The 19,742-nt window shown below is 55.7% G+C and carries 12 protein-coding genes and 1 pseudogene; 3 read left to right on the forward strand and 10 right to left on the reverse strand.

Translation table 11 applies throughout. From position 1 onward, the window contains the following. Positions 1-470: 470 nt before the first annotated feature. On the forward strand, positions 471-1,502 hold the full coding sequence (locus tag AC5ZFO_RS11980) for a hypothetical protein (protein ID WP_496122097.1): 1,032 nt from the start codon (positions 471-473) through the stop codon (positions 1,500-1,502). A gap of 423 nt (positions 1,503-1,925) precedes the next feature. After that, on the forward strand, positions 1,926-3,152 hold the full coding sequence (locus tag AC5ZFO_RS11985) for a hypothetical protein (RefSeq protein ID WP_496122098.1): 1,227 nt from the start codon (positions 1,926-1,928) through the stop codon (positions 3,150-3,152). Between the two features lie 835 nt (positions 3,153-3,987). On the opposite strand, the gene AC5ZFO_RS11990 is transcribed toward AC5ZFO_RS11985, so the two are convergent. The 4 genes from AC5ZFO_RS11990 to drt3a form a co-directional block, all read right to left on the reverse strand. After that, the gene (locus tag AC5ZFO_RS11990; protein ID WP_496122099.1) at positions 3,988-4,683 is read right to left on the reverse strand and encodes a hypothetical protein; all 696 of its coding nucleotides are present in this window, start codon (positions 4,681-4,683) and stop codon (positions 3,988-3,990) included. A gap of 94 nt (positions 4,684-4,777) precedes the next feature. Beyond that, positions 4,778-5,584, reverse strand: coding sequence for a trypsin-like serine peptidase (locus AC5ZFO_RS11995; protein WP_496122100.1), 807 nt, complete (start codon positions 5,582-5,584; stop codon positions 4,778-4,780). Positions 5,585-5,778: 194 nt separating this feature from the next. Next, the gene (drt3b, locus tag AC5ZFO_RS12000; RefSeq protein ID WP_496122101.1) at positions 5,779-7,728 is read right to left on the reverse strand and encodes an antiviral reverse transcriptase Drt3b; all 1,950 of its coding nucleotides are present in this window, start codon (positions 7,726-7,728) and stop codon (positions 5,779-5,781) included. Then, on the reverse strand, positions 7,721-9,049 hold the full coding sequence (drt3a, locus tag AC5ZFO_RS12005; protein ID WP_496122102.1) for an antiviral reverse transcriptase Drt3a: 1,329 nt from the start codon (positions 9,047-9,049) through the stop codon (positions 7,721-7,723). The genes drt3b and drt3a overlap by 8 nt, the downstream gene beginning before the upstream one ends. A 139-nt stretch (positions 9,050-9,188) precedes the next feature. On the opposite strand from drt3a, the pseudogene AC5ZFO_RS12010 reads away from it, so the two are divergent. After that, positions 9,189-9,515 (forward strand): annotated as a pseudogene (locus tag AC5ZFO_RS12010) (hypothetical protein); the annotation flags it as partial. A 69-nt stretch (positions 9,516-9,584) separates the two neighbouring features. Here the strand turns inward: AC5ZFO_RS12010 and AC5ZFO_RS12015 are convergent. The 6 genes from AC5ZFO_RS12015 to AC5ZFO_RS12040 form a co-directional block, all read right to left on the reverse strand. Beyond that, on the reverse strand, positions 9,585-10,673 hold the full coding sequence (locus AC5ZFO_RS12015; RefSeq protein WP_496122103.1) for a DUF4268 domain-containing protein: 1,089 nt from the start codon (positions 10,671-10,673) through the stop codon (positions 9,585-9,587). A 46-nt stretch (positions 10,674-10,719) separates the two neighbouring features. Next, on the reverse strand, positions 10,720-12,786 hold the full coding sequence (locus AC5ZFO_RS12020) for a UvrD-helicase domain-containing protein (RefSeq protein ID WP_496122104.1): 2,067 nt from the start codon (positions 12,784-12,786) through the stop codon (positions 10,720-10,722). After that, complete coding sequence (locus tag AC5ZFO_RS12025) at positions 12,783-13,316, reverse strand: hypothetical protein (protein ID WP_496122105.1); 534 nt, start codon at positions 13,314-13,316, stop codon at positions 12,783-12,785. The genes AC5ZFO_RS12020 and AC5ZFO_RS12025 overlap by 4 nt, the downstream gene beginning before the upstream one ends. 243 nt (positions 13,317-13,559) lie before the next feature. Further along, on the reverse strand, positions 13,560-15,011 hold the full coding sequence (locus AC5ZFO_RS12030; RefSeq protein ID WP_496122150.1) for a hypothetical protein: 1,452 nt from the start codon (positions 15,009-15,011) through the stop codon (positions 13,560-13,562). Continuing rightward, positions 14,897-16,495, reverse strand: a complete 1,599-nt coding sequence (locus AC5ZFO_RS12035; protein WP_496122106.1) for a DNA methyltransferase — start codon at positions 16,493-16,495, stop codon at positions 14,897-14,899. Before AC5ZFO_RS12035 ends, AC5ZFO_RS12030 begins: the two co-directional genes overlap by 115 nt. Continuing rightward, positions 16,495-19,494 carry a BPTD_3080 family restriction endonuclease gene (locus AC5ZFO_RS12040; RefSeq protein ID WP_496122107.1) on the reverse strand — a complete coding sequence of 1,000 codons (3,000 nt, stop codon included), beginning with the start codon at positions 19,492-19,494 and terminating at the stop codon, positions 16,495-16,497. The genes AC5ZFO_RS12035 and AC5ZFO_RS12040 overlap by 1 nt, the downstream gene beginning before the upstream one ends. Between the last annotated feature and the right edge of the window lie 248 nt (positions 19,495-19,742).

The raw sequence follows: 19,742 nt of genomic DNA on the forward strand, positions 1-19,742 counted from the left end.
GATTACAACACCGTTCGTCCGCACAGCGGGATCGGCAACCTGCCGCCATCAACTTACGCCAGGCTAACAGCGTCCGACATGCAACGGGACGGGACGCTGCGCTGTGTCGAGGGCTCCGCGCCCCGTCCCGTTGCATCACCTAGCCACACAGGCTCAAATGACCAAAGGATTCTGCCCATCGCTGGATGACCTTTGGGGCTCAGGTCAACCGTAACGGCGGCGAACGCGTGGCTTGTTGCCCAGTAATATATGCGGCTCGGCCGCCGGTGATAAATCGTCGGCCGCGCTAGCGTAAGGTGCTAGCGGATCGGGGTAAGCAACTGGCCACATCCAATAACTAGTGCTCATAATTCGCAGGCGGCAAGAGAAAGACTGACTCCAGATTATACTACCTCTTCGCGAATCCGATTGAAGTGCTACCAGTAATAATCTAGCTTTGTTCTTGATTATCGTGGATGGAGTACTGTGTAATGGCCGCCCCCGAGCAGATTGACGCATTGGTTGATTACTGCATAAGCAAGGGATTTAAGCGCGTTCGAATTAAAGGAAGGACCCAGGAGTTACGTACCTTCTTCGCTAGAGATCAGGTTGAGAGCTATTTGTCTGATCGTCTCAAATCGTTCATCTCGGAGCTTTTGGAAGATAGGCACGGTGAGCTTGAGACCATTTACCTTGCCAAAGTGTTTGATGATCTTTGCGATCAAATTGGATTCGAAGAGCTTCAGGACCGCATTTCTGCGAGGTTGAAAGCTGTGTTCCCGCAAGAGGGGCCGCTTATGTGGACGCGATTCGAAGCCTCTCAAGTTACGTACCCGACTCCTGAATTAACGGCATATGATCGGCATCGGCGCGAGATAGAAGTAGGCTTTCGCGAGTTAAACCTGTTGTCCCAGTTGGAGTATCATCAATCGCTCGAACAGGTGTTGGCGGATGGTGACGAGACACGCGTGAGCCAACGATTGGAGCGGCTGGTCGGTGTGCTCGTAAAACAACCATACGCGGAGGTTCATTACGAGCAGTCCCCATCAAGTCGAACTTCGGCATATCGATCTTGGGATTTGAAGAGCGACAGCGAGTTTCAGAAGGCCGCGGCGGAGAATCCGCTACTCGACGAAATTCGGAATGAGTTGAAGGTTGAAGCGAGCACTTACCAACTCGCGCAAGATGCGAAACATGAGTTGGGGTTCTTTGGTCTCTATGCTCGCTCCATCCGAAAATACCTTTGTGGCGACAAGGCGATCCGAAAGAAGGCGGATGATGCGTTCAGGATCTATACGAAATCAAAACTCGGCGGCCCAATAAAAGCTCCTACGCCGGAAGCATTGGTCGGCGTCAGCGGCTTAAGCTTGGGCGTCGAATTATCTCAGGCTCACCCGATCTTTGCGGTAGCAGGAGCGCCCGTGATCGCCGGTATTGTGCTTATTCTTTACACGCTAGGCATCGATGCGTTCTGTAAGTGGGCCGAAGAAGGCGGCCGAACGGACGAAATCGAGAAGCACTGATGATTGCCCTTACATAAAGCAACTAGCGTGCTTTGTTTGCTATCCTCTAGGGGGCCGCGCGGTTGGCGAACGGATGGCTTGGGTTTTGGCGTAGCGCCTAGCGCCGACTACGGCCGGTGACGAAAGCCATCGGCCGGACTCGCTACGACCCACATTAGGTTCACATCGTTTGCACATCCCGACGAGGCAAATTGCACTAGCGGGCAAGCTTCCTTCGAACTCGTTGGCTGTATCCCACGCATCAGCATACACCCCGAACCTTATGCTAGGCACCGACCTGCGGCGACGCGGACCTACTCCGTCACAGCTTGTCGTTGTATCGTGTACTAATGGGTAGTATTGAATGGTTGCCGGTCTCAGTTACGGAGACTGAGCACTTTTCACATTTCTAATGCTTGATCCATTTTACTAATGAGTGTTCGTATGAAAGGCAGTTTTGGTAAGGGCGGGGGAGATTCGCTACAGCCCGACGACGAAATCTACATTTTGGACGCATCTCGACTGCAAATTGGAGATGTGATCTTGACCAGTTCACCAGGTCACTTCGAAAGCATGGCCATCAAACTTGCGACCTGGGCGAACTTCAGCCACGCGGTGTTGGTCTTGAACCCACCGGCTCTCATGGAGTCAGCCAACGCAGGTGTGGTCCAGTTCAGACTTGATCGGATGTGCGTTCGCGCTCCAGAGAACATCCTAGTGAGGCGAGTTTGTGCGGAACACCACTTTGATCCGATCATTTTGGTGAAGACCGCTGAGTCGATGATGGGAGTACCTTATGCGGACAATGATGCAGTCGCATCCATACTGAAGTTCATTCCACCAATAGATCGCGGCCGCGTGTTCTGCTCTCAACTTGTCGCATATTGCTTCCTTCAGGCCGGACTCGAAATCTGTCCGGGCAAGCAAGTGTTCAAGGTGGTCCCGGCAGACCTCGCGAAGTCATCAGTCCTTCACGACCTCGATAATGGCATGATACTCAAGAAGACCACGGTAAACGACTTAGGGTTTGTTCCATATTTGCTTGACGGCCCGAACGAGCAAACACCCAATGAGACAATGAATGTTATTGCTCACGCGGCGTTAGAAGGTATTCGGGATGAACTAGCGTCTTTTGGCTTAGAAATCTATTCCAGAGAGCAGGCCATAATGGCTGTGGCACGAGCTCACACGGTGCGGGCACCTTACGCAAGTGCTCTTGATGAAGCGGTGGCTCGCCTTTATCGAAAGTTGAACGCTCCGGACGTGCTCCGAAATTGGTGCCCGCCAGACGATGAAAGCTGGTTTGCGGACCTAGCTATCGCAAGGGCCATAGTGTCGGGTCAATTGGATAAAGAATACGCGGCCTCACTGCTTCGGTTTTACAAGCGGCGCAACGAAATCTCGGCAGATGCGGTGGCACGACGACAGTCCTTCATTCTTGCGGGCCGAGCCGCGTTTTATGCCACAGGATCAGAAAGCACGCGTCTGAATCTGGTCGCAGAGCTGGAAGCGTCTGAACTGAACCAGAAGTGGCTCGACCTAGCACTGAGGTGCATACAAGTGTTGGACGCCTTCTTATCGCACGACGGTGATCCAGCCGAACTCGACCAAACCTTGCCTTTCTTGCTTGCCCCCGGCTTGGATTCTCTCATTGCGCAGAACCGCACCTAGCCGCAGGTACCCGCACGTGCCACGGGGGGCTTCGATCTGTAGGGCTTTAAGGGGCTGAACCGGCCCATAGATAAATTGTTACCTCCACAAAATAGAGATTCTCGCCGGAACTAGGAATACCGTGGGGTTTAGATTCTGTACGGACCGGCGGATGAACGTTGCATGATCAATGAGGCTGCTGCGGCAGCGGAAATTTCAAGGCAGCACTGTCAGCCGGAAATATCGAGCCACTTGGCCGACCCATTAGGGTATTCCAAAACGGAGTCACAATCTGTTGGCGAAAGCAGTCTCTATCGTCAAGTGCCGACAAAGGTATCGCGAACAACCATGCGCGTTTTGTCCAAGGTGTCTGGTCTTTCTCCGTTCCGTCTAGATACTGAAGTAACCTTCCTTCTTCATATGCCACGTACCTTTCGGCCCATAGCGGCCAACCGTCAGTATCGAACCGTAGACTAAGGGGATCATAGGTTTGGTCAGTCACGTTGTTTCCAGCGATGAAGACGATCGTTAGAAAACTCTCCTTCGCATGGGGTAGCACGCTGCGAATGGCGGCAGGAGCAGTCTCTCGGAAAAGGTCCATACAAATTACGATTCTACCGATTGGCCTATTGTCTCTCGGGCCTTGGGCTAAGACAGTGGCGCTAATAGCCGCCCAAACACAAAGCCATTCGTGCTGCGCGTCCTTTTCGTGCGGCGCCCACCGAAAAGAAGAGAGGTCAAAGCCAGCCGGAGCGCTGAACAGATCGCGAGCCGTCTGTTGCAAAGACGACAACTCGCTTGTCACCCGAACGACGTTCGAGAAGGAATTGTAAATATTGGACATCTGACTCTTTCGTCAGGTGAGGGAAAACAGAGAGGGCGTTACGTCAGTCAATTCGGGTAATGACCATTGCCGTCGCGAGAAGCGATGGGATTCTACAATTTGGACCTTCTCCAAGCTGAGGTGGGCAAATCCGTTGAAGGTTCCGATGCCAAGCTTTTCGAGGAATGCTATCGCATCGATGCACCAAGCCGCAGATGCTCCGACCGTCGTTTCCTGGCCGTAAGCGCGGCGAAGAGAGGACAGTAGTTGGTACCACTGAATGATAGTACTATTTGGGCTTTGAAACGCCTCTAGTGCCGCTGTTTTAACTAACGACACATGAAAGGTCTGAGCGCCCGGCCTAGCGCACAGCCGGGCTTGCTCCTCGATTTGGGAGCGCAGTAATTCTGCATCCCATTTTACTTCGACAATCCAGCGGGCAGGTTCTCGGTCAAGCTGCCCGTCGAAGATAAGATCAGGCTCAATCGTGTACGCATTCAAAGCGCCCTTATCGACTCGGAAACGAGGCCAAAATTCGATTCGGCTTACTTCGATGGCGCGCGCAGACGTGGGGTAGATTAGCCAAGACAGTATCTTCCCAGCCTCTGGCGGAGACATAAACCTCAGCGGAGTGAAAAGCGTGGACGTAATCGGATCTTCGATCGGCCTGCGCGCGCCATCGACGTAGGTCGGAAGCTTCACTTTGCTCTTCAGATAGGCATCTAGCATCGGCGCTTCCTCTAAAAATCGTCTCGTTGGCTGGTTAGCCGCTTTGGTAGGGGGCGGCTAATCTTCACGCTGCAACGGTTCCGAACCTTTTCGTCTAGGACGCAATCGGGTCATCTAGAATGTCCAAGATTGTTCCAATGTCCGTTGCAAGAATCGCCTTTTCGCTTCGCCGCCTCTCTATTAGCACGCCAGCTAATTTTGCTGACTCCGTTGCCGTAGTGCTGATGGAGTCAATTTGACCAAGACAAAAGAGGCCACCGCCACTTAGCCCTTTTGGGCCGATAGAGTTCACGATGCTGCCATCAACAGCACGGGATTGCTTCTCGTAGCTCATGCGCAGCAAATGATTTGGCTCAAGTTTCTCGATGGTCGCCTGTGCTCCACTTGGCAGCCACAACGGGCCTCCGTGACTAAACCGCTGTGGGATGACACGGCGGATCTTATGATCTATCCGTTTCCTATTCTTTGAGTTCGGAAAACCAAGGGCCATATACGGCCGGCGGCTCATGATCGTCGTCTGAATTTCGTGGGGCTCAACATACCGAACTGCTCCAAGAGAACTAACGAGCTTTGGAGGAAGATCGAGCGCTGCGAAGTCGTAATGATCATCGTCACGCTTTCCATTGGGTGCGACTGTTATGATTCCGCTGCCCTCAAGCCGCTGTAGCCTTCCGTTCACGGGGATGTAAAGTGACGCTAACCTGTTCCCGTCTACAACGTGTGCTGCAGTAAGAAGCATACGTCTCGAACCGGTATTGAGAAGGACGCACGATCCAAGATGGTCGGCCCTACCATCGGTAGTGGCATAATAAACCGGGCAAACGGCGCGGCCAATGTCGCGGACGGCGCTGCTCATCAGCGAATGGAGGGCGTAGGAAATGGATCGGTGCAGATCGTCCAAAGCGCGAATACCTAGACATTACGGGGGTGAGAGGGTCACCTCAAGCATGAAGTGTGTGCGAGCTTGCGCTCGCCCGGGCAATCCTGAGGCAGCGAGCAATTACTCTCCCTGCTGTGGTTTTTGCCCGTGGTAGCGAAGTGCTTAGCTTCGCCAAGATGCTCTGTTAGCAACCCTCTCGTCTGCACCTTAGCGCTCTAGTAGACGGCGCTCAACTCCTTCTTTCTCAGGTGATTCAGAAGATCGATTTCTTTCCAATTCACAAACCAGGAGAACTTCTCCACTTCCTTCAAGAACAACAACGAATATAGCCGATTGGCTGAAAGGTTCAGACCTTTGAATAACGTCTCCGCACATAGTTTTCGAAAACCGCTAGTCAAATAGGGACAGGCAATGAGGTCCAAAAGAAAGTGCGCATCATGAGAGTTTCTAATTGGCGCGGCCTTCGGAAGAAAATGCTTCCCGAGCTTTCGTTCGACCTGCAAGGCGAAATCCCGATCTGCCCGACCGAAATAGAACAGAAGAGACACCACAGAGAAATAATCGACGTCATCCTCCCGTAGAACACGCCAGCCGATTGGGAACACATTGGTTCGATAATGCTCCGGCAACTCCGTAGATGCTAGGATGATGTTCAGCATCTCAATTGGTACGCATTCGCTCATTGCGACGCTCAGCAAGCTTGGATTGCTGATCGCGTCCTGAATTAGAAGCCGAACGATTTCGTTTATATGATCAGCCGCACTCGGAAGATGGTCCCTGAAGAACCGAATCGAAAGGACCGTAGCCTTTGCGACCTGATAGGAGCTGCCCACGGTCGCATGTACGACGAAGAAATAGTAAAGAGAGGATAGCAGCGCTTCGAAAGCACGGGCATACCTCTCAGCATCTTGCTGAACTTCGGTCGGCGTGGAGCTGTAGCCCGCAATAAGAGACTCAATAGTGTTAGTAATCGAACCGATGATAAATTGGCTCACGTCTTCGTAGCCCGCGTCGCCGTTGGTGCAAGCAACTCTCACATCATTGGCCAAGGCTCGCACCAATGCCTTCGGATCACGAACGCGTTTCGGTCGTGATGTGTAGTTCACGTCGCGTTCCTGCACTGCATCGCGAAATTTTCGGACCGCAGGAGTCGCCCCCGATGTGATTTGGGATTTGCGCGTTTGAAGAGGACGTGACTTTGTAAACGTTTTGGCCTCGTTCAAATGGAGGTTAAACATCAGCAGCGAATCTGAAACAGCGCGCTGCACTGCGTCAAGCACGTCATGCTTGTTCGCAAAGATAACAATATCGTCCACGTATCGTCGGATTGCATAGCCAGAGCCGTGGTCAATCGCCGGCCCGAGCTTTCGAAGTACGCTCGCATCGGCAGATTGTAATATTATCTCGGCGAATATCCTGGACAATTCCGCGCCAACCGGAATGCCGTTAGTCTCATTGTAATTGGAGAACTGCATCAATGCATCGAAGTCATTCGCGAACGATGCAGCCTGAGTAGACTCCTTGCCGTGCTGGACATCCTTAACTGCCCAGGCGAGTGTATGACTGTAGATTGACGAGAAGCACTTAGAAACGTCGGTCAACCGCATGATCGCGAAGGTCTTTTCGAGCCCGATAAATTCTTCCGAATTGAAGAACTTATAAAAACGGTCGTATCCTTTATAAGCAAAGAACGAACCTGGATTGCGAACGGTCTGGTCATGCAAGAGCATGTCGATGGCGGCGCCCTTATACTGCTTTCTTTCTGCGCCCGGGTTCACATAGAAGAACGTGCTCCCGACCTTGGTTGGCCTTCGCAAAGATACAGCTTCGTGACGACAAAAGTACGGAATCAAGTGCGCGTATTCTCGATAGAACTCGCACGCACGGTATTGGGCGGCGGGATGCGCCAAGCTTAGCTGGCGGCTTGTCGTATTGGAAAGCCTGATGCGATATCGATAGGGTATTGTGTATCTCTGGTCGTTCTCTTTCACCAAGGCAATTAGGACACGTCGAAGCCCTTCGGAAACCGGCCTGCGCCGCAGGTTGATGTGGTAGCCGTCATTTGAGAAAACGATTGGAACGTCCGTCGGGGCGGTGTCTGTCAGCAGCGCCCTGTCGAAGTCGGAGCGTTGGATATTTCCTCGCTTCCTCACCGACTTAGACATTCTGCCAACATCGCCGTAGTTCTGAAAGCTTATACATGGGAAAATTGTAGAACGGACGCGTCTTAAAATTGTCCACGAACCCGTATCGCAACAGGTATTGCCGCGCTTTGATATGAGCCGAAAGCGCGAATCGATTCGCGATGTGGCTTTTGTTTCCAACCAAGACTGACCGAAGGAATGAATCGAGTTCTGCTAGTGCTTCAAAGGAATTAACGCGCTTGTAGTTTGACCACAGACCAACATTTCTTGATCTGCCAGTCGAAAAGTCCTGCAGATTGTGGTTTCCTGTTAGGAGCTGAAGCCTCTGTTCGAGCGAGACGGAGTCGCTGTCCTGCAAATACTGGCAGACCGCAAGGCAAATGCGCGATTTGATTCTTCGAACCTTCTTATCCGCAATTGTCACCCCGACTTTCCGATGAAAGCGGTTGTCGGTGGTAGATCTCTCCACAGGGTGCATCAGGAAACTGTAACCGAGATAATCAAACTGGCCTACCAAACCACTTGCCTGCCCCCTGGTGAAAGCTGGGAGATCGATCCGCTTGGTCTTTTCGTCGTTGAACTTCAGTCCATAGGGCAGCAGGTCGCGGAGGGACCGCGCGAATTCCTTGGCGTTATCGCGCGCGCCTGTGATGACAATAATGTCGTCAACGTATCTGGCATGAAAGTACACATCAGGAAGTAAGGAAATCTCACGATCAAATTGCCTAAGAGCAAACTCAGACAGCGTGGCGCTCAACTGGACTCCTCTTGGGAGACCGGAGATACCGCGATCACGCAGTTCTTGGAAATAATTAGCCAATGCGGTTACGGCGTTTCGAGGAATTGCCGGAACGAGCCATAGTTCTTTTAGGAGCAAGCCCGCGTCAAGACTTTCGAAGAACGACCTGATGTCGAACTTGTAGACTCGGTGCTGGACACCTTCTCGGAGAATAGTAATGAGGCGTCGTATGATTGTGTCTCTATCAGCGGGTTGGATATTGGTTGTTTTCCGCAGTATTTGATTAAGCCCGCGAAGAACGAGTGTGTGCGGCGTTGATCGAATGCAATGTGCAGTATTTCCTCTGATTGAAATTGGTTCGATATTTAGGCTGGCGAACCCAAACCTGAGAACAAGCTCAGCCCGCTGCACTAGTCCTTCCTCATCGCAGGGGTTTGCGAGGATGTCCGGGTTTTGAAGATCGGTCGAAGTGACGCACCGCGACAGCAGGTCTTTATTCAGCCCCGATAGCACCGATTTCCCCAGATGTTCTTGCGTGACTCGTTGATCGCCATCCAAGCGCAACCAGCCAGCGAAATCAATGATTGTGTGGGAGGACGGCATCAGGCAAAAGTTGCGTTGCAATACGGCAACGGGCGAACGCAGGCGGATCGACTATAAGGCTAAGCTTCGGGTCGTAAAAATTGTCCACAGCCACAGTGGCCAGTAGGTCGATAGCTTTCCTGCGTCCAACAGATTGATAATTTGCACTATCGGATCCGGTGCGTATCTCTTTTGGCGCCATGTCCACGAAGTCCCGCCAGCCAAGGAAGCACGCAAGGAAGCGGACAAGCTGGCTTGCGAGGCGTGGAATTATCGCATGCTTGGCTACAAGGGGCCGGCTCAACCGTCGCCGACGATTGGCGATGCGATTAACGCCGGATACCTCTACATGGAGGTTCGATGTCTTGGGTGCGACACCAACCAGACTGTAGCCATCATCAGGCGCGCGAAGACAACACCCGTTCATGAGTTTGAGCGCTACATGCGCTGCAATGACTGTTCTGCGGTGCGACGATATCCGTATAGATTCCCAGCAGGACGGCCACGCTAAAGGATGATTCCGACAAAAACCTTGCTCATCACGAACAGCGCGCGCTTAGCCTTTTAGATTAAGGACGTACGGCCTCAGCGCTCTATCCAACATTATCATATGATCTACTAGTTGGGCGTGAAGGATAGGCCACTCCGCCTCCGGACTTCGATAGCCACCAGGCAGTATCCTTCGAACCCGGCAAGCTCGACTGTCGGGAAGCTCCTGCCACTCAAGCTCGCTACCGAATGCCTTTTCTATATTCGCGCGAGAAGTCTGGAGAGTATTAAGGAGCTCAACATTCGCTGCCTCGCTGTTTGGACCTAGGTCAATGTACAGCTCCACCTGCGACTCCCGCTCGCGGACCACGTAGTTGAGCTGGAAACCCCTTCCAATGGACGCGCCAATGTAACTGTGGATTCCGGGTGTCCTACCAGAGTGCAAATCGGTTTTGGTTTTTGCCAGCCGAAGCAACTCTGACCAGAATCGAAATCGGAGATCGTGCCGCTCTGCTCGCTCTGCCCGCCCCGCCTGGTCCTTAGCTCTAACTTGCGTCTGATACTCGGCCGCTTCAGGTAGCGGCAAAAGTTGCTGAACATCGATCAGCACGCTCCCATCAGCATCTCGATAAGGCTTCAGCCGTACACAGCGGATATCGAGGCCCATGTCATTTAGCCACAGGACTGACGTAGTGAGTTCTTTCGAAAAGTCGGCAGACGCTAGTACGATACGAACCTCCTTTGCAAAACGATCATCCTCTGCACGTTCCCACTTCAGGAAACCTAGGATGTTTTGTTCAGCAGCGGATGATTCATGTCCGAGCTTCTCCAGATAATACTTATGAGCTTCAACCAGCTGCTGAAATGTGACGCGGGAAATCATCGCAGCATATCGGACCGCCTGCAGCTCCATATGGCCGCCATCTTGCGTGCGCTTGAGCTCCACAACAACGAGGTTCGCGTCCTTGTCCAGGCATAGCAGATCGATGCTGCGAGAACTGTCGATCCATTGATTGAACTCTTCGCTGACAACCATTAAGTCAGGATCGATGAGAGCAATCTGGGATCGTAGCAGCCGCTGAAGGTCTTTTCGCTCGAGGACGTTCTCCACGGAGAATTGCGTCTCCGAAAGCGGAACGAACGCCTCTTTGGTCATCCTAAAGATCGCCATGCACTTGTTGCCTGTCGTTCGTACAATCAGTTCAGTCGTTCGTTACATCTAAATCGCCAAGATATTCTGAAACCGGTGCGACTCCCGTAATTAGTAGATGTTCCCGCGCTCGCGTGCAGGCCACGTAGAGCAGTCGCCTCTCAGTTTCATAGATGTCGTCCAACTCGGCTTCGTCGGCAGCGTCCGAGACGCGCTCGTCGAGTGGCAAAATGCCCTCCTCGCAGGCCATCACCACGACCACACGAAATTCCAAGCCCTTGGCCAGGCCCATTTGCGCGGTCACCATCTCGTTGGCACCTGGCAATCCATCAATTGCAGCCCGCGCGCGCGCGACCAGTTGTGGCGTCCGGACAAATAGGCCAATCTCTTGGGCTGCGATGCCCTCGCTGCGCCAGCCTTCGATTGACGCCCGAACAGCTTCGGCCTCCGCGGCAGGGGTTGGAAAGGATTTGACCTCGGGTGGAGGTCCGGCGAAAACCGAAACGATCCCACGCCGTTCGTCATCAAGACCATCGCTGTCACGCAAGACGGTTGGCAACAGCCGGTCTGCTGCCCGACGTATCTGTTGCGAGGTGCGATAGCAGACCTTCAAGGTGTGCGATCGGCCCCGCACGTCGACGCCAAGGCTTGCCCACGAATAGGGATGCTGGAAGATGCGCTGACCGATGTCTCCAGCGAGAAACAGGCAGTTCGACTGGGCTGGTGCCATCGCCGCGAAAAAGTGCAGCTCTGCCGGCGCCAAATCCTGCGCCTCGTCGATGATCACATGATCAAAAGGCTTGGTGGGACGTCCCTGAAGCGCTTTCGCCAACCCGGTGAAGACCTGCGCCCAAGTCAGATAACGCTCCGCCGCCAGCGCCTCCTGGACCGCCGCGAATACCGGCCACAGGCGCGCGCGCTGATTGGGCCCAAGCCTGCTCTTACGGCCCATTCGTTCGACGGTCGAATAGGCATCAAACGACGACAGCCCCCAGGCATCCACGACGTTGGTCCATTCGGAGAGCAGAAAGCGCTCCGAAAAGCCCTTCAGTCCGCTCGCGGCGGCGGCCGTGCGGAGGCACTCGCGCAGTGTGGTATCGGGTGCAATGCGCGGACGGACGCCGTGTTCGAGCTGAAACATCTGCTCGGCAATTCCCCGGAACGACGCGGTCGTGATCCGAGGAACGATACCGCCCGTCTCCGGCGCGAGCACCAGAAGCTTCTTCGCCAGCGCATCCGCCAGCGGTTCCGAAAAACTTGATAGCAATATTTTGGCGCTAGCATTCTCTCGGGCAAGGCGGACCGCGCGATGAACCGCAACGATCGTCTTGCCCGTACCCGCTGACCCTGCTACGCGAGCCGGCCCAGAGAAAGACCGCTCGACGAGCGCACCCTGAGACGGGTGGAGGAATACGCCCCATTTCTCCCATGGAAAGGCCAGCGCCCGTTCCAGCTCTTCCTGGTCCGCAATCAGACGAATCCGGCGCAGCGCATCAGGATGTCTGAAGGGATCGACCGTCGGCCGGGCCGGTACAGTTAGCCTGCCGGTGGCGGCAAACTCCAGCAGGGCTTCGGAAGCCTCAGCCGGAAGGTGAGCGGCCAGCGCAAAGAAGCGATCCTCATTGGCCGCGCCAACGTCCGCCAGCCAATCGGCAGGCACGCCGATCGAAAGCAGAGCGTCGTCATCCAACGAAGAAAACAGCGGCGGGGAGGCCGTCTCCTTATTCTTGTCCTTGGCCGGCTCTCTAAAAACAAAATCGAAGGTCGGCGGCGGAGCGACGTCCTCCACCCGCTCGCGAATTTCGACGATCTGGATGGCGCCGGTGCGCGGATGTGCCTCGATACGCCGCCGTTCTGCCCAAGCATAGGCGGCATCGTGGTGATCGACATAGGCAACGAGAAGACTTTCAGCTGTCTTGTGCACGATCAGGCGGATGTCGCGATTGACCCGAGCCGACCAGAAGTTTGAATCCTTGCTCTTGCCGATCCGATGCAGTTGCAGACCATTGCCGCTACGATCCATCTGCAGGTCGAAGACGCTCGCCTTCACCGCCTTCTGGTCCACGCCGGAGAGACGATTGAACGATGCCGTGAAGGTGTCTGCGATCAAAAAGTTCATAGTCCACCAAGCGCCATCCTTGCGCCAGCTTCCGCCAATAACCCTAGGCGACCGCGCTCGTGACGTTCGCCGCTCAACCAATTTGGCAGCAGAGGTCCTTGCGAGGCGAAGTGCTCAGTGTGGACCACAACTACCTTGCCATCAGCATAGGTCACCTCATTTATCTTTCGCCAAGGTCCGGGGCGGGCCCGACAGAGAGCTTGGCGACAAGCGGCGACATAATTTCCAGCCGTCCCGAGACCCAGCATGACAATCAACTTTGTCTGGTCCGGCAAATCGCTAAGAAATCGGGTTGAGCAGTTTGCAAGAACGTCCCTGCCGAAATCACTCTTGACAAATTTGTCCAACATGCCACCGCCTGTACCTTTCCATTGCTTTTCCGGATCGGTTTCCTTTTTATCGAACCGCTCGACCGTACATCGGATTAGCGAGGCAAAGTGAAACCTACCATCGCGATCGGCTATCGCTTGATCCACCAGCCGCCCCTCAGGAGCCTCCATCAGTCCAATGTGATGGAGTATTTTCGCCAAGTTTGTGCGGCCACCTCTATAGGCGATTTGGTCATGTGGCTGGCTGGCCAGCGCTCCAGCTTGAGTCGGCCCCTTGGAAAAGCCCAATACTACGATTTCGGGCCTAGAATTTCCCCAAGCTAGGGGATTGTTGGTTATCCGCCAGCCAGCTTCCTCCGTACGAGTCCTATCGAACGAGTAAGATTCACCGCGGTGGCAAAGAGCACATTGAACACGACCGTGAAAAGGGAGCTCAGTCATTCATTACACCCCAAACACCTTCATCACCTCGTCGCCAAAATGGTTGATCACTTTCACCGCGATGCGGTGGCCGGCGGGCCGGGGAAATGGGCGCGAGGTGTCCGAATAGAGTGTTGCCCACGCATCCTCATCAATCTCGGCCTGGAGCGCGGCCCTCAGGCTCTTGTAGGGATCATTCGCCCCAAGGAAGTAGGCATGACGAACGAAGAAGCTTTCTTGATTGTAGTCCGTGTCGATGAACCATGCGGCTATGCCCTTGGTGTCGTTGGAACGGATATCGCCGGTGTTCGGATCGAACACGTCAATGCCGTTCACCTTCACCCGGATTTCGGGCCCGCCATCATCAAGAATTTTCACGTCAGGCTCGCCGAACACGACGAACATGTTGCCGCGGCCAGTGTTCTTTAGTTCGTGCGACATGTGCATATCGGGATTGATGCGCGCCTTCAGGATCTTCAGGCTGCCCAGACTTCCCAGTTCTGAAGAATGAGCGTCGAAATTGAAGGCGCAGGCGATCAGCACGTCGAAGCGCGCATCCACTGCCTCTCGCGCCGCCGCGACAATGTCCTGCCTGCCAACGGTGCCGTATTCGGGGCCGATCAGGATCGCGGCGCGGCGCTCAGGGCCGTTCTGACCCTCGATAAAGGCACCGCTGGCCCCGATGAAATTGCCGGGCCACGGGGTCAGACTCTCGAAGCTGATGCGATCGCCCTTGGCATGCTGCTTAACGCCCTCAGATTTGAGGTAGTCCATCACAATGGTCGAAAAGTCCTGTCCGGCAAGGTCCGCGTCGGCGGCCGAACGTTTGCCCTCCGTAGCGTCCAGCACATCGATCAATTCCTCTTCGCTAGCGGGAAGCACACGGTGGGGAGATAGGCTCTCCACGGTGAAGGGGCCGGCGACGCGGACGCGAGCATTGTCGGTGTATGGCTTGTCGTAGAGATATTCGACATCGGCCCGCGCGGCGATGCTGGCGTCGATCTCGCGCTGCCGGGCGATTCGCGCCTCCCACAATTTGGCGTGTGGCTGGGTAGCAGCCGCCGGCGCACCGGCAAATAGTTCTCGTGGAACCTGCCACTCGCTCCAATTCTTGTTAGTCGCCTCATTCAGCGTGGCACGTAGCGGCTCGAGGATCGCTTCCCATTTTTCCCAGATATCGTCAATTAGCGGATTGCTAGCGATGGATTTCAAAGTGATGTGTGGAACGCGCTCATAGACGAATCCCTGGCGAATGTCGTTATGAACCGGGGTGTCAAGCAGCGTACGCTTCTGGAGATCGGCTTCCTTGGCGCGGCCCTCGCGGCTATCAGCGAGCAGATACCAGCGATAGCGCGCCGCCATCAGCCGCGTGCGCGCGAGCGTGAGCGCCACACGACTGGTGTCGATGGTGATCCAGCGCCGGCCCCATTGCTCGGCGACGTAGGCCGTTGTACCCGAGCCACAGGTGGGGTCCAGTACGAGATCCCCGGGATCGGTGGGATGCAGCGTTCAACAACCGCAGTTCCGGTTTGAACCACGTAAGTCTTGTCTCGCCCGGCGCCTGCAATTAGGTCGTCCCAAAAATCGGTAACAATCTGCCCGGGAGCATCATCGAGATACTTCTTCAGACGAATGTTGTTTCCTGAAAGGGCAATCCGGCCTGCCTTTTGAAGGCGCTTCATCCCACCTTCTGTCGTTGTCCAGCCGCGTCCTTTGGACGGCAGAAAGCGCATTCCCCGGAATTCAAAAGGGTATCCCATGGCTGACATCTCGGATGTGTCACGCCCTTGTCGCTGGCTAGTCAGCGTGATGAGTTGGAGAGCCTTACCATTACGCGATGCCTCGATGGCTTGAGCCTTGGTCATCCACTGATCGAAACCATATTCTACAAGACCGTAATCCTCATCGCGCCGAGAGCCGTCGGCTTGATACATTTTTCGGAACTTCAACTTAGCCTTACTATTGGCGAACCAACAAACGAAGTCTGTAATCCCTGGCAGATACTCGCTCGTCGCTCCGCCCGATTTCTTAAGCTGAATTTGAGCCACGAAATTCTCTGCTCCAAACACTTCGTCCATGACCGCCCGCACGCGATGTACGTTCTCGTCACCGATCTGCACGAAGATCGAGCCACTTTCGGTCAGCAGGTCACGCATCGTCGTGAGACGATCCCGTAGATAGGTCAGGTAGCTGTGGATGCCGTCCTTCCAGGTGTCGCGGAACGCCTTCACCTGTTCAGGCTCGCGACTGATATCGACCTGCTTTCCGTCCTTTACGTCACGCGACTGTGTCGATACCTGCCAGTTCGAGTTAAACTTAATGCCATAAGGCGGATCGAAATAGACGCACTGCACCTTGCCTTTCAGGGTCTCGCGCTCGGAGAGGCTCGCCATGACCTGCAGGCTGTCGCCCAGGATCATGCGGTTCGACCAATGTCCATCGTGCTTGTAGAATCCATCCTCCACCCAGTCCTTCGGCAGACCATTGAAGTCAGCAAACATGTCGGGCGCCTCAGTTTGCGCCTCACGCTTTTCGGCGGTGTGCCGTCTGAGATCAGCTATGATCGCCTGAGGTTGGATCTTCTCCTGGATGTAGAGTGGCGGCACGTTGACGACGAGGTCCGACCAGTCCTGCTTGTCCTTGCCGCGCCAGACCACTTGCGCATCCGACAGCGTGACCCGGCCAGTCTCGGCCAGCTCCTTCATCTGCTCTTCGGTGACGGTGAACTTCACGCCGTTCCATATCAGCTCCGGCGTGCGCGGCTCCTCTGCCGTACGCGTCGCGCGCTCCGCCAGCGGCCGGGCCCGCGGATAGCGCTTCGGAGGCATCGGCGAGGCATCTTCGTCGCGCCGGAAGAAGCTCTCCATCTCCGCGGTCGGGATGTTGCGCCGGCTCGCCGCGTCATGCTTCAGCGCGTCGACCTGCTTGGACGATTTTGGCAACTTCGGCGAACGGGCCATCACGCAGGAACCTTTTTCAACAGTCTGTCGACCAGTGTGGCAAAGTCTTCGTCCATCGCCGCCCAGTCGCGAAATTCGGCGAATGCCCAACTTCCGAAGCCGCCGAGGGCGTTGACGCTCGGCACCCACAGATCGCGCGCGGTCTGCGCCTTGGCCTTGTCGCTCTCGTCCCGGAGGCCCTTGACCTCGAGGATCAGGTTCAGCGGTGCATCGTCACTGACGTCGAGCTGCACCAGAAAATCGGGAACGAAGCGCCGCATCACGCCGGCGTCGAGGTAGGGAATGTCGAATCCCATCGCCTGATTCTTGGCGTAGGCGCGCACGCGGGGATGGTTTTCGAGGGTCAGAGCGAGTTGCTCCTCCCAACTTGAGTCGAGCACGACATGGCTGATGTGGCACTTCGGCGGCTGTGCGCCGGTCTTCCAGACCGGCTTCGAGGTGATGAAGTTGACGAGGCGCGTCGATCCCCTAGGATTGTAGGGATCAAGCACGGCGAGCAGGCGCCCTTCGGTGCCGCGCGTGAGCGCGATGTCGATCTTTTCCGCGGCACGGGCGAGTTGGTCTTGGTACAAGATCACACCGATCGGCACGCCCCTCGTGACCAGATAGCCATCGTCGAGCCATTTCCGCGCGATGCGCTGAATCTGCGGAAAGAGATGCTGCTTGGGAAAGCCCTCGTCATCGCGAAAATGGGTGTAGAGCAGATGCTTGGCCAAGTTGAAGCTGATCTCGGAGGGCCGCAGCCGCTCCAGCACCTGTGGCGTGATGGTCACGCCCGCACCGACGATCCCTTCCATCACGACTGAGGTCGGACCGATGTCGGCTGGTGTGATCTCCAGCCGGCTGTCCGCCGTGAATTTAGCCTCCAGCTTCTCCGACGGCAGGTCGCGACGATAGCCGCTGACGCGCGGAAAGCGGATTTCGAGCTCCGCTCGCTCCTTGATGGCGTGGACGCGCGCGACCGGCTTGGGCGCAGTCGGCGTTGCCTTCTGCGGAGAGGTCGCGAAGTCGAAGGGGATGCCCATGATGTCGGCATATTCGACGTCGAACAGGCCCGTGTTCGGATTGAGGTCGTAGGATTGGCGACGCAGGCCGCGGCCTACCACCTGCTCGCACAACAACTGGGTACCGAATGCGCGAACGCCGAGGATGTGAGTTACCGTGTTGGTATCCCAACCTTCGGTCAGCATCGACACCGAGACGACGCAGCGGATTTGCTCGCCAAGCCGGCCGGGACGGCCTACGGTGTTCATGACCTCGCGCAGCAACTCACTCTCGCTTGTTTCACCGTGCGCACCGCCAGCGCCTTCGCGGGCGGCAAGCTCACGCTTGAACTGCTCGATCTCCGGCCCAGCGGCTTCGCGAAATCCTTTGTCCAGTGCATGGCCTGATTCGATCTCGCGCGAATCGATCAGCAGCGTCTTCGGGCGGGCGAGGCGCCTGCCCTGATCGTCATAGTTCCGGAACAACTCAAGATGACCGGCGTGAAAGGTGGCGCGTTCTCCGTCCTCCGCGTCACCCCGCTCGAAGCCGGCGATCCACTCGAACACGAGTTTCGAGATTGCCGTATTCTGGCACACTACAATGAACACCGGCGGCACCCCGATGCCGGCGCGCTGCCAACGTTCGAACTCACCTTCGTAATGGCTGTAGAGCGCATTGAGCGCGGTTCGAAGCATGTTGGGAAGATCGAAGGGGCTCAGCTTATTGGCCCCAGCCGCGGTCTTAGGCAGGTCTTTGCCAATATGCTTCCACAGGTGACGATAGACGACCGAATCAGTCTGTACATCATTGTCGGTAACCGGAACGCGCGGCAGCTTGACGATGCCGCTCTCGATCGCGTCCATTAGGCTAAAATCGGACACGACCCAGGGAAATAGATACCCTTCGGGATAGCCCGAGCCCCGCAGGAAGAAAGGAGTGGCAGACAGGTCATAGACGGCCCGCACGCCCTTCGACAGTTTACGGCCCAGCGCTTCGATACCGTTGATCCAGAGCCTGGCGGCCTCCTCGTTCTCGGCAGCCTCCTTTTTGTCCTCCCCCGTCAGAGCACCTTCAGCGTCAGCGCCGACCTTGTGTCTGTAACAATGATGCGCCTCGTCATTGATCACATTGACGCGGTCAAAGTTCAGCAGCTTGCCGCAGGCTTCCGCGAGCATTTCCGCGTCGGTCTGTAAGGTCCTAAGCGATTCAGGCGCGTTGCCCTGGAGGAAACTGCGCGCCACCTTTGGCAAGGCCAAGCTCTCGCGATGCTGAAACGCATGGTAGTTGGTGATCACGATCTCTGCGCGGCGGACTTCCCGTAGCATTTCCGGCGGCACGATTTCACGCGTCTCGTAGTAGTTGTCGGGCTCGCTCGGAAGCAACACGCGCAGGCGGTCGCGGATCGTAATGCCGGGGGTGACGATCAGAAAGGCCCGAGAGAAATCCTTTGAATCCTTGCGGGCCGCATTCACTGCCTGCCAGGCGATTAACATCGCCATCACCGTGGTCTTGCCGCTGCCCGTCGCCATCTTCATGGCCAGACGGAAGAGTTCAGGATTGGCTTCGGCGTTTGCCTTTGCAAGCTGATCGAGCAGCCCCTTCGTCGCCGCACGTTTCGGCGCGACTTCCGTCAGCCAGATGATGGTTTCGACTGCTTCGATCTGGCAGAAGAACGGCGTGGGGCCGTTGAATTTATGATTGCGCCAGTGTTCGAGTAGGCGCTGCGTCACTCCGGTCACGCCCCAGTCGGCGGGATTGCGCAGCTGGCGCCAGCTATCGAGATAGCCGCGAATTTCATTGATCAGCGCGTTTTCGGTATAAGTCTCCAGATCAAGCGATGCCTGATCGTTCGCCGCCTTTTTCCTCGAAGCCGGGACGGGGACGATGAACCGAGATGGACGGCGACCACGCCGTGGCTCCCCTTCGACAGGCTGGCCGTTGTCGTCGAGAGGATGATGCAGACCGGGCGACCGGTACGGCGAGTTCAGAATCGGCCGTTCGTAAAAGCTAGTCAATTTCTACGGTCGCCCCATTTTTCGCGAAATTGATGCGATGCACCGCAGCTTAGGTCGCGCCGTGCGGCGAATGCACTCTAGGTTGAAGCTTGTAGATGGGCTATCGGAAAAACGAGTGGCGGCCTCGTTGTCCAGAGACACGGCCGGGCTTGAGTTGCTCTGTTTAGATGTTCACCGGTGCTCCGATTTGGACATCGCCGAGTGTCGACACTCGGAGATGCAGCAGGCCAATGATCGCTTTGCTGCAG

It is taken from the genome of Bradyrhizobium sp. Unk1 (assembly GCF_059512345.1).

Excerpts from the sequence above, each read along its gene's own strand:
- drt3a (WP_496122102.1), bottom strand. The coding sequence starts at position 9,049 with ATGCCGTCCTCCCACACAATCATTGATTTCGCTGGCTGGTTGCGCTTG.
- AC5ZFO_RS12020 (WP_496122104.1), bottom strand. The coding sequence starts at position 12,786 with ATGAACTTTTTGATCGCAGACACCTTCACGGCATCGTTCAATCGTCTC.
- drt3b (WP_496122101.1), bottom strand. The coding sequence starts at position 7,728 with ATGTCTAAGTCGGTGAGGAAGCGAGGAAATATCCAACGCTCCGACTTC.
- AC5ZFO_RS11980 (WP_496122097.1), top strand. The coding sequence starts at position 471 with ATGGCCGCCCCCGAGCAGATTGACGCATTGGTTGATTACTGCATAAGC.
- AC5ZFO_RS11990 (WP_496122099.1), bottom strand. The coding sequence starts at position 4,683 with ATGCTAGATGCCTATCTGAAGAGCAAAGTGAAGCTTCCGACCTACGTC.
- AC5ZFO_RS11985 (WP_496122098.1), top strand. The coding sequence starts at position 1,926 with ATGAAAGGCAGTTTTGGTAAGGGCGGGGGAGATTCGCTACAGCCCGAC.
- AC5ZFO_RS12035 (WP_496122106.1), bottom strand. The coding sequence starts at position 16,495 with ATGGCCCGTTCGCCGAAGTTGCCAAAATCGTCCAAGCAGGTCGACGCG.
- AC5ZFO_RS12015 (WP_496122103.1), bottom strand. The coding sequence starts at position 10,673 with ATGACCAAAGAGGCGTTCGTTCCGCTTTCGGAGACGCAATTCTCCGTG.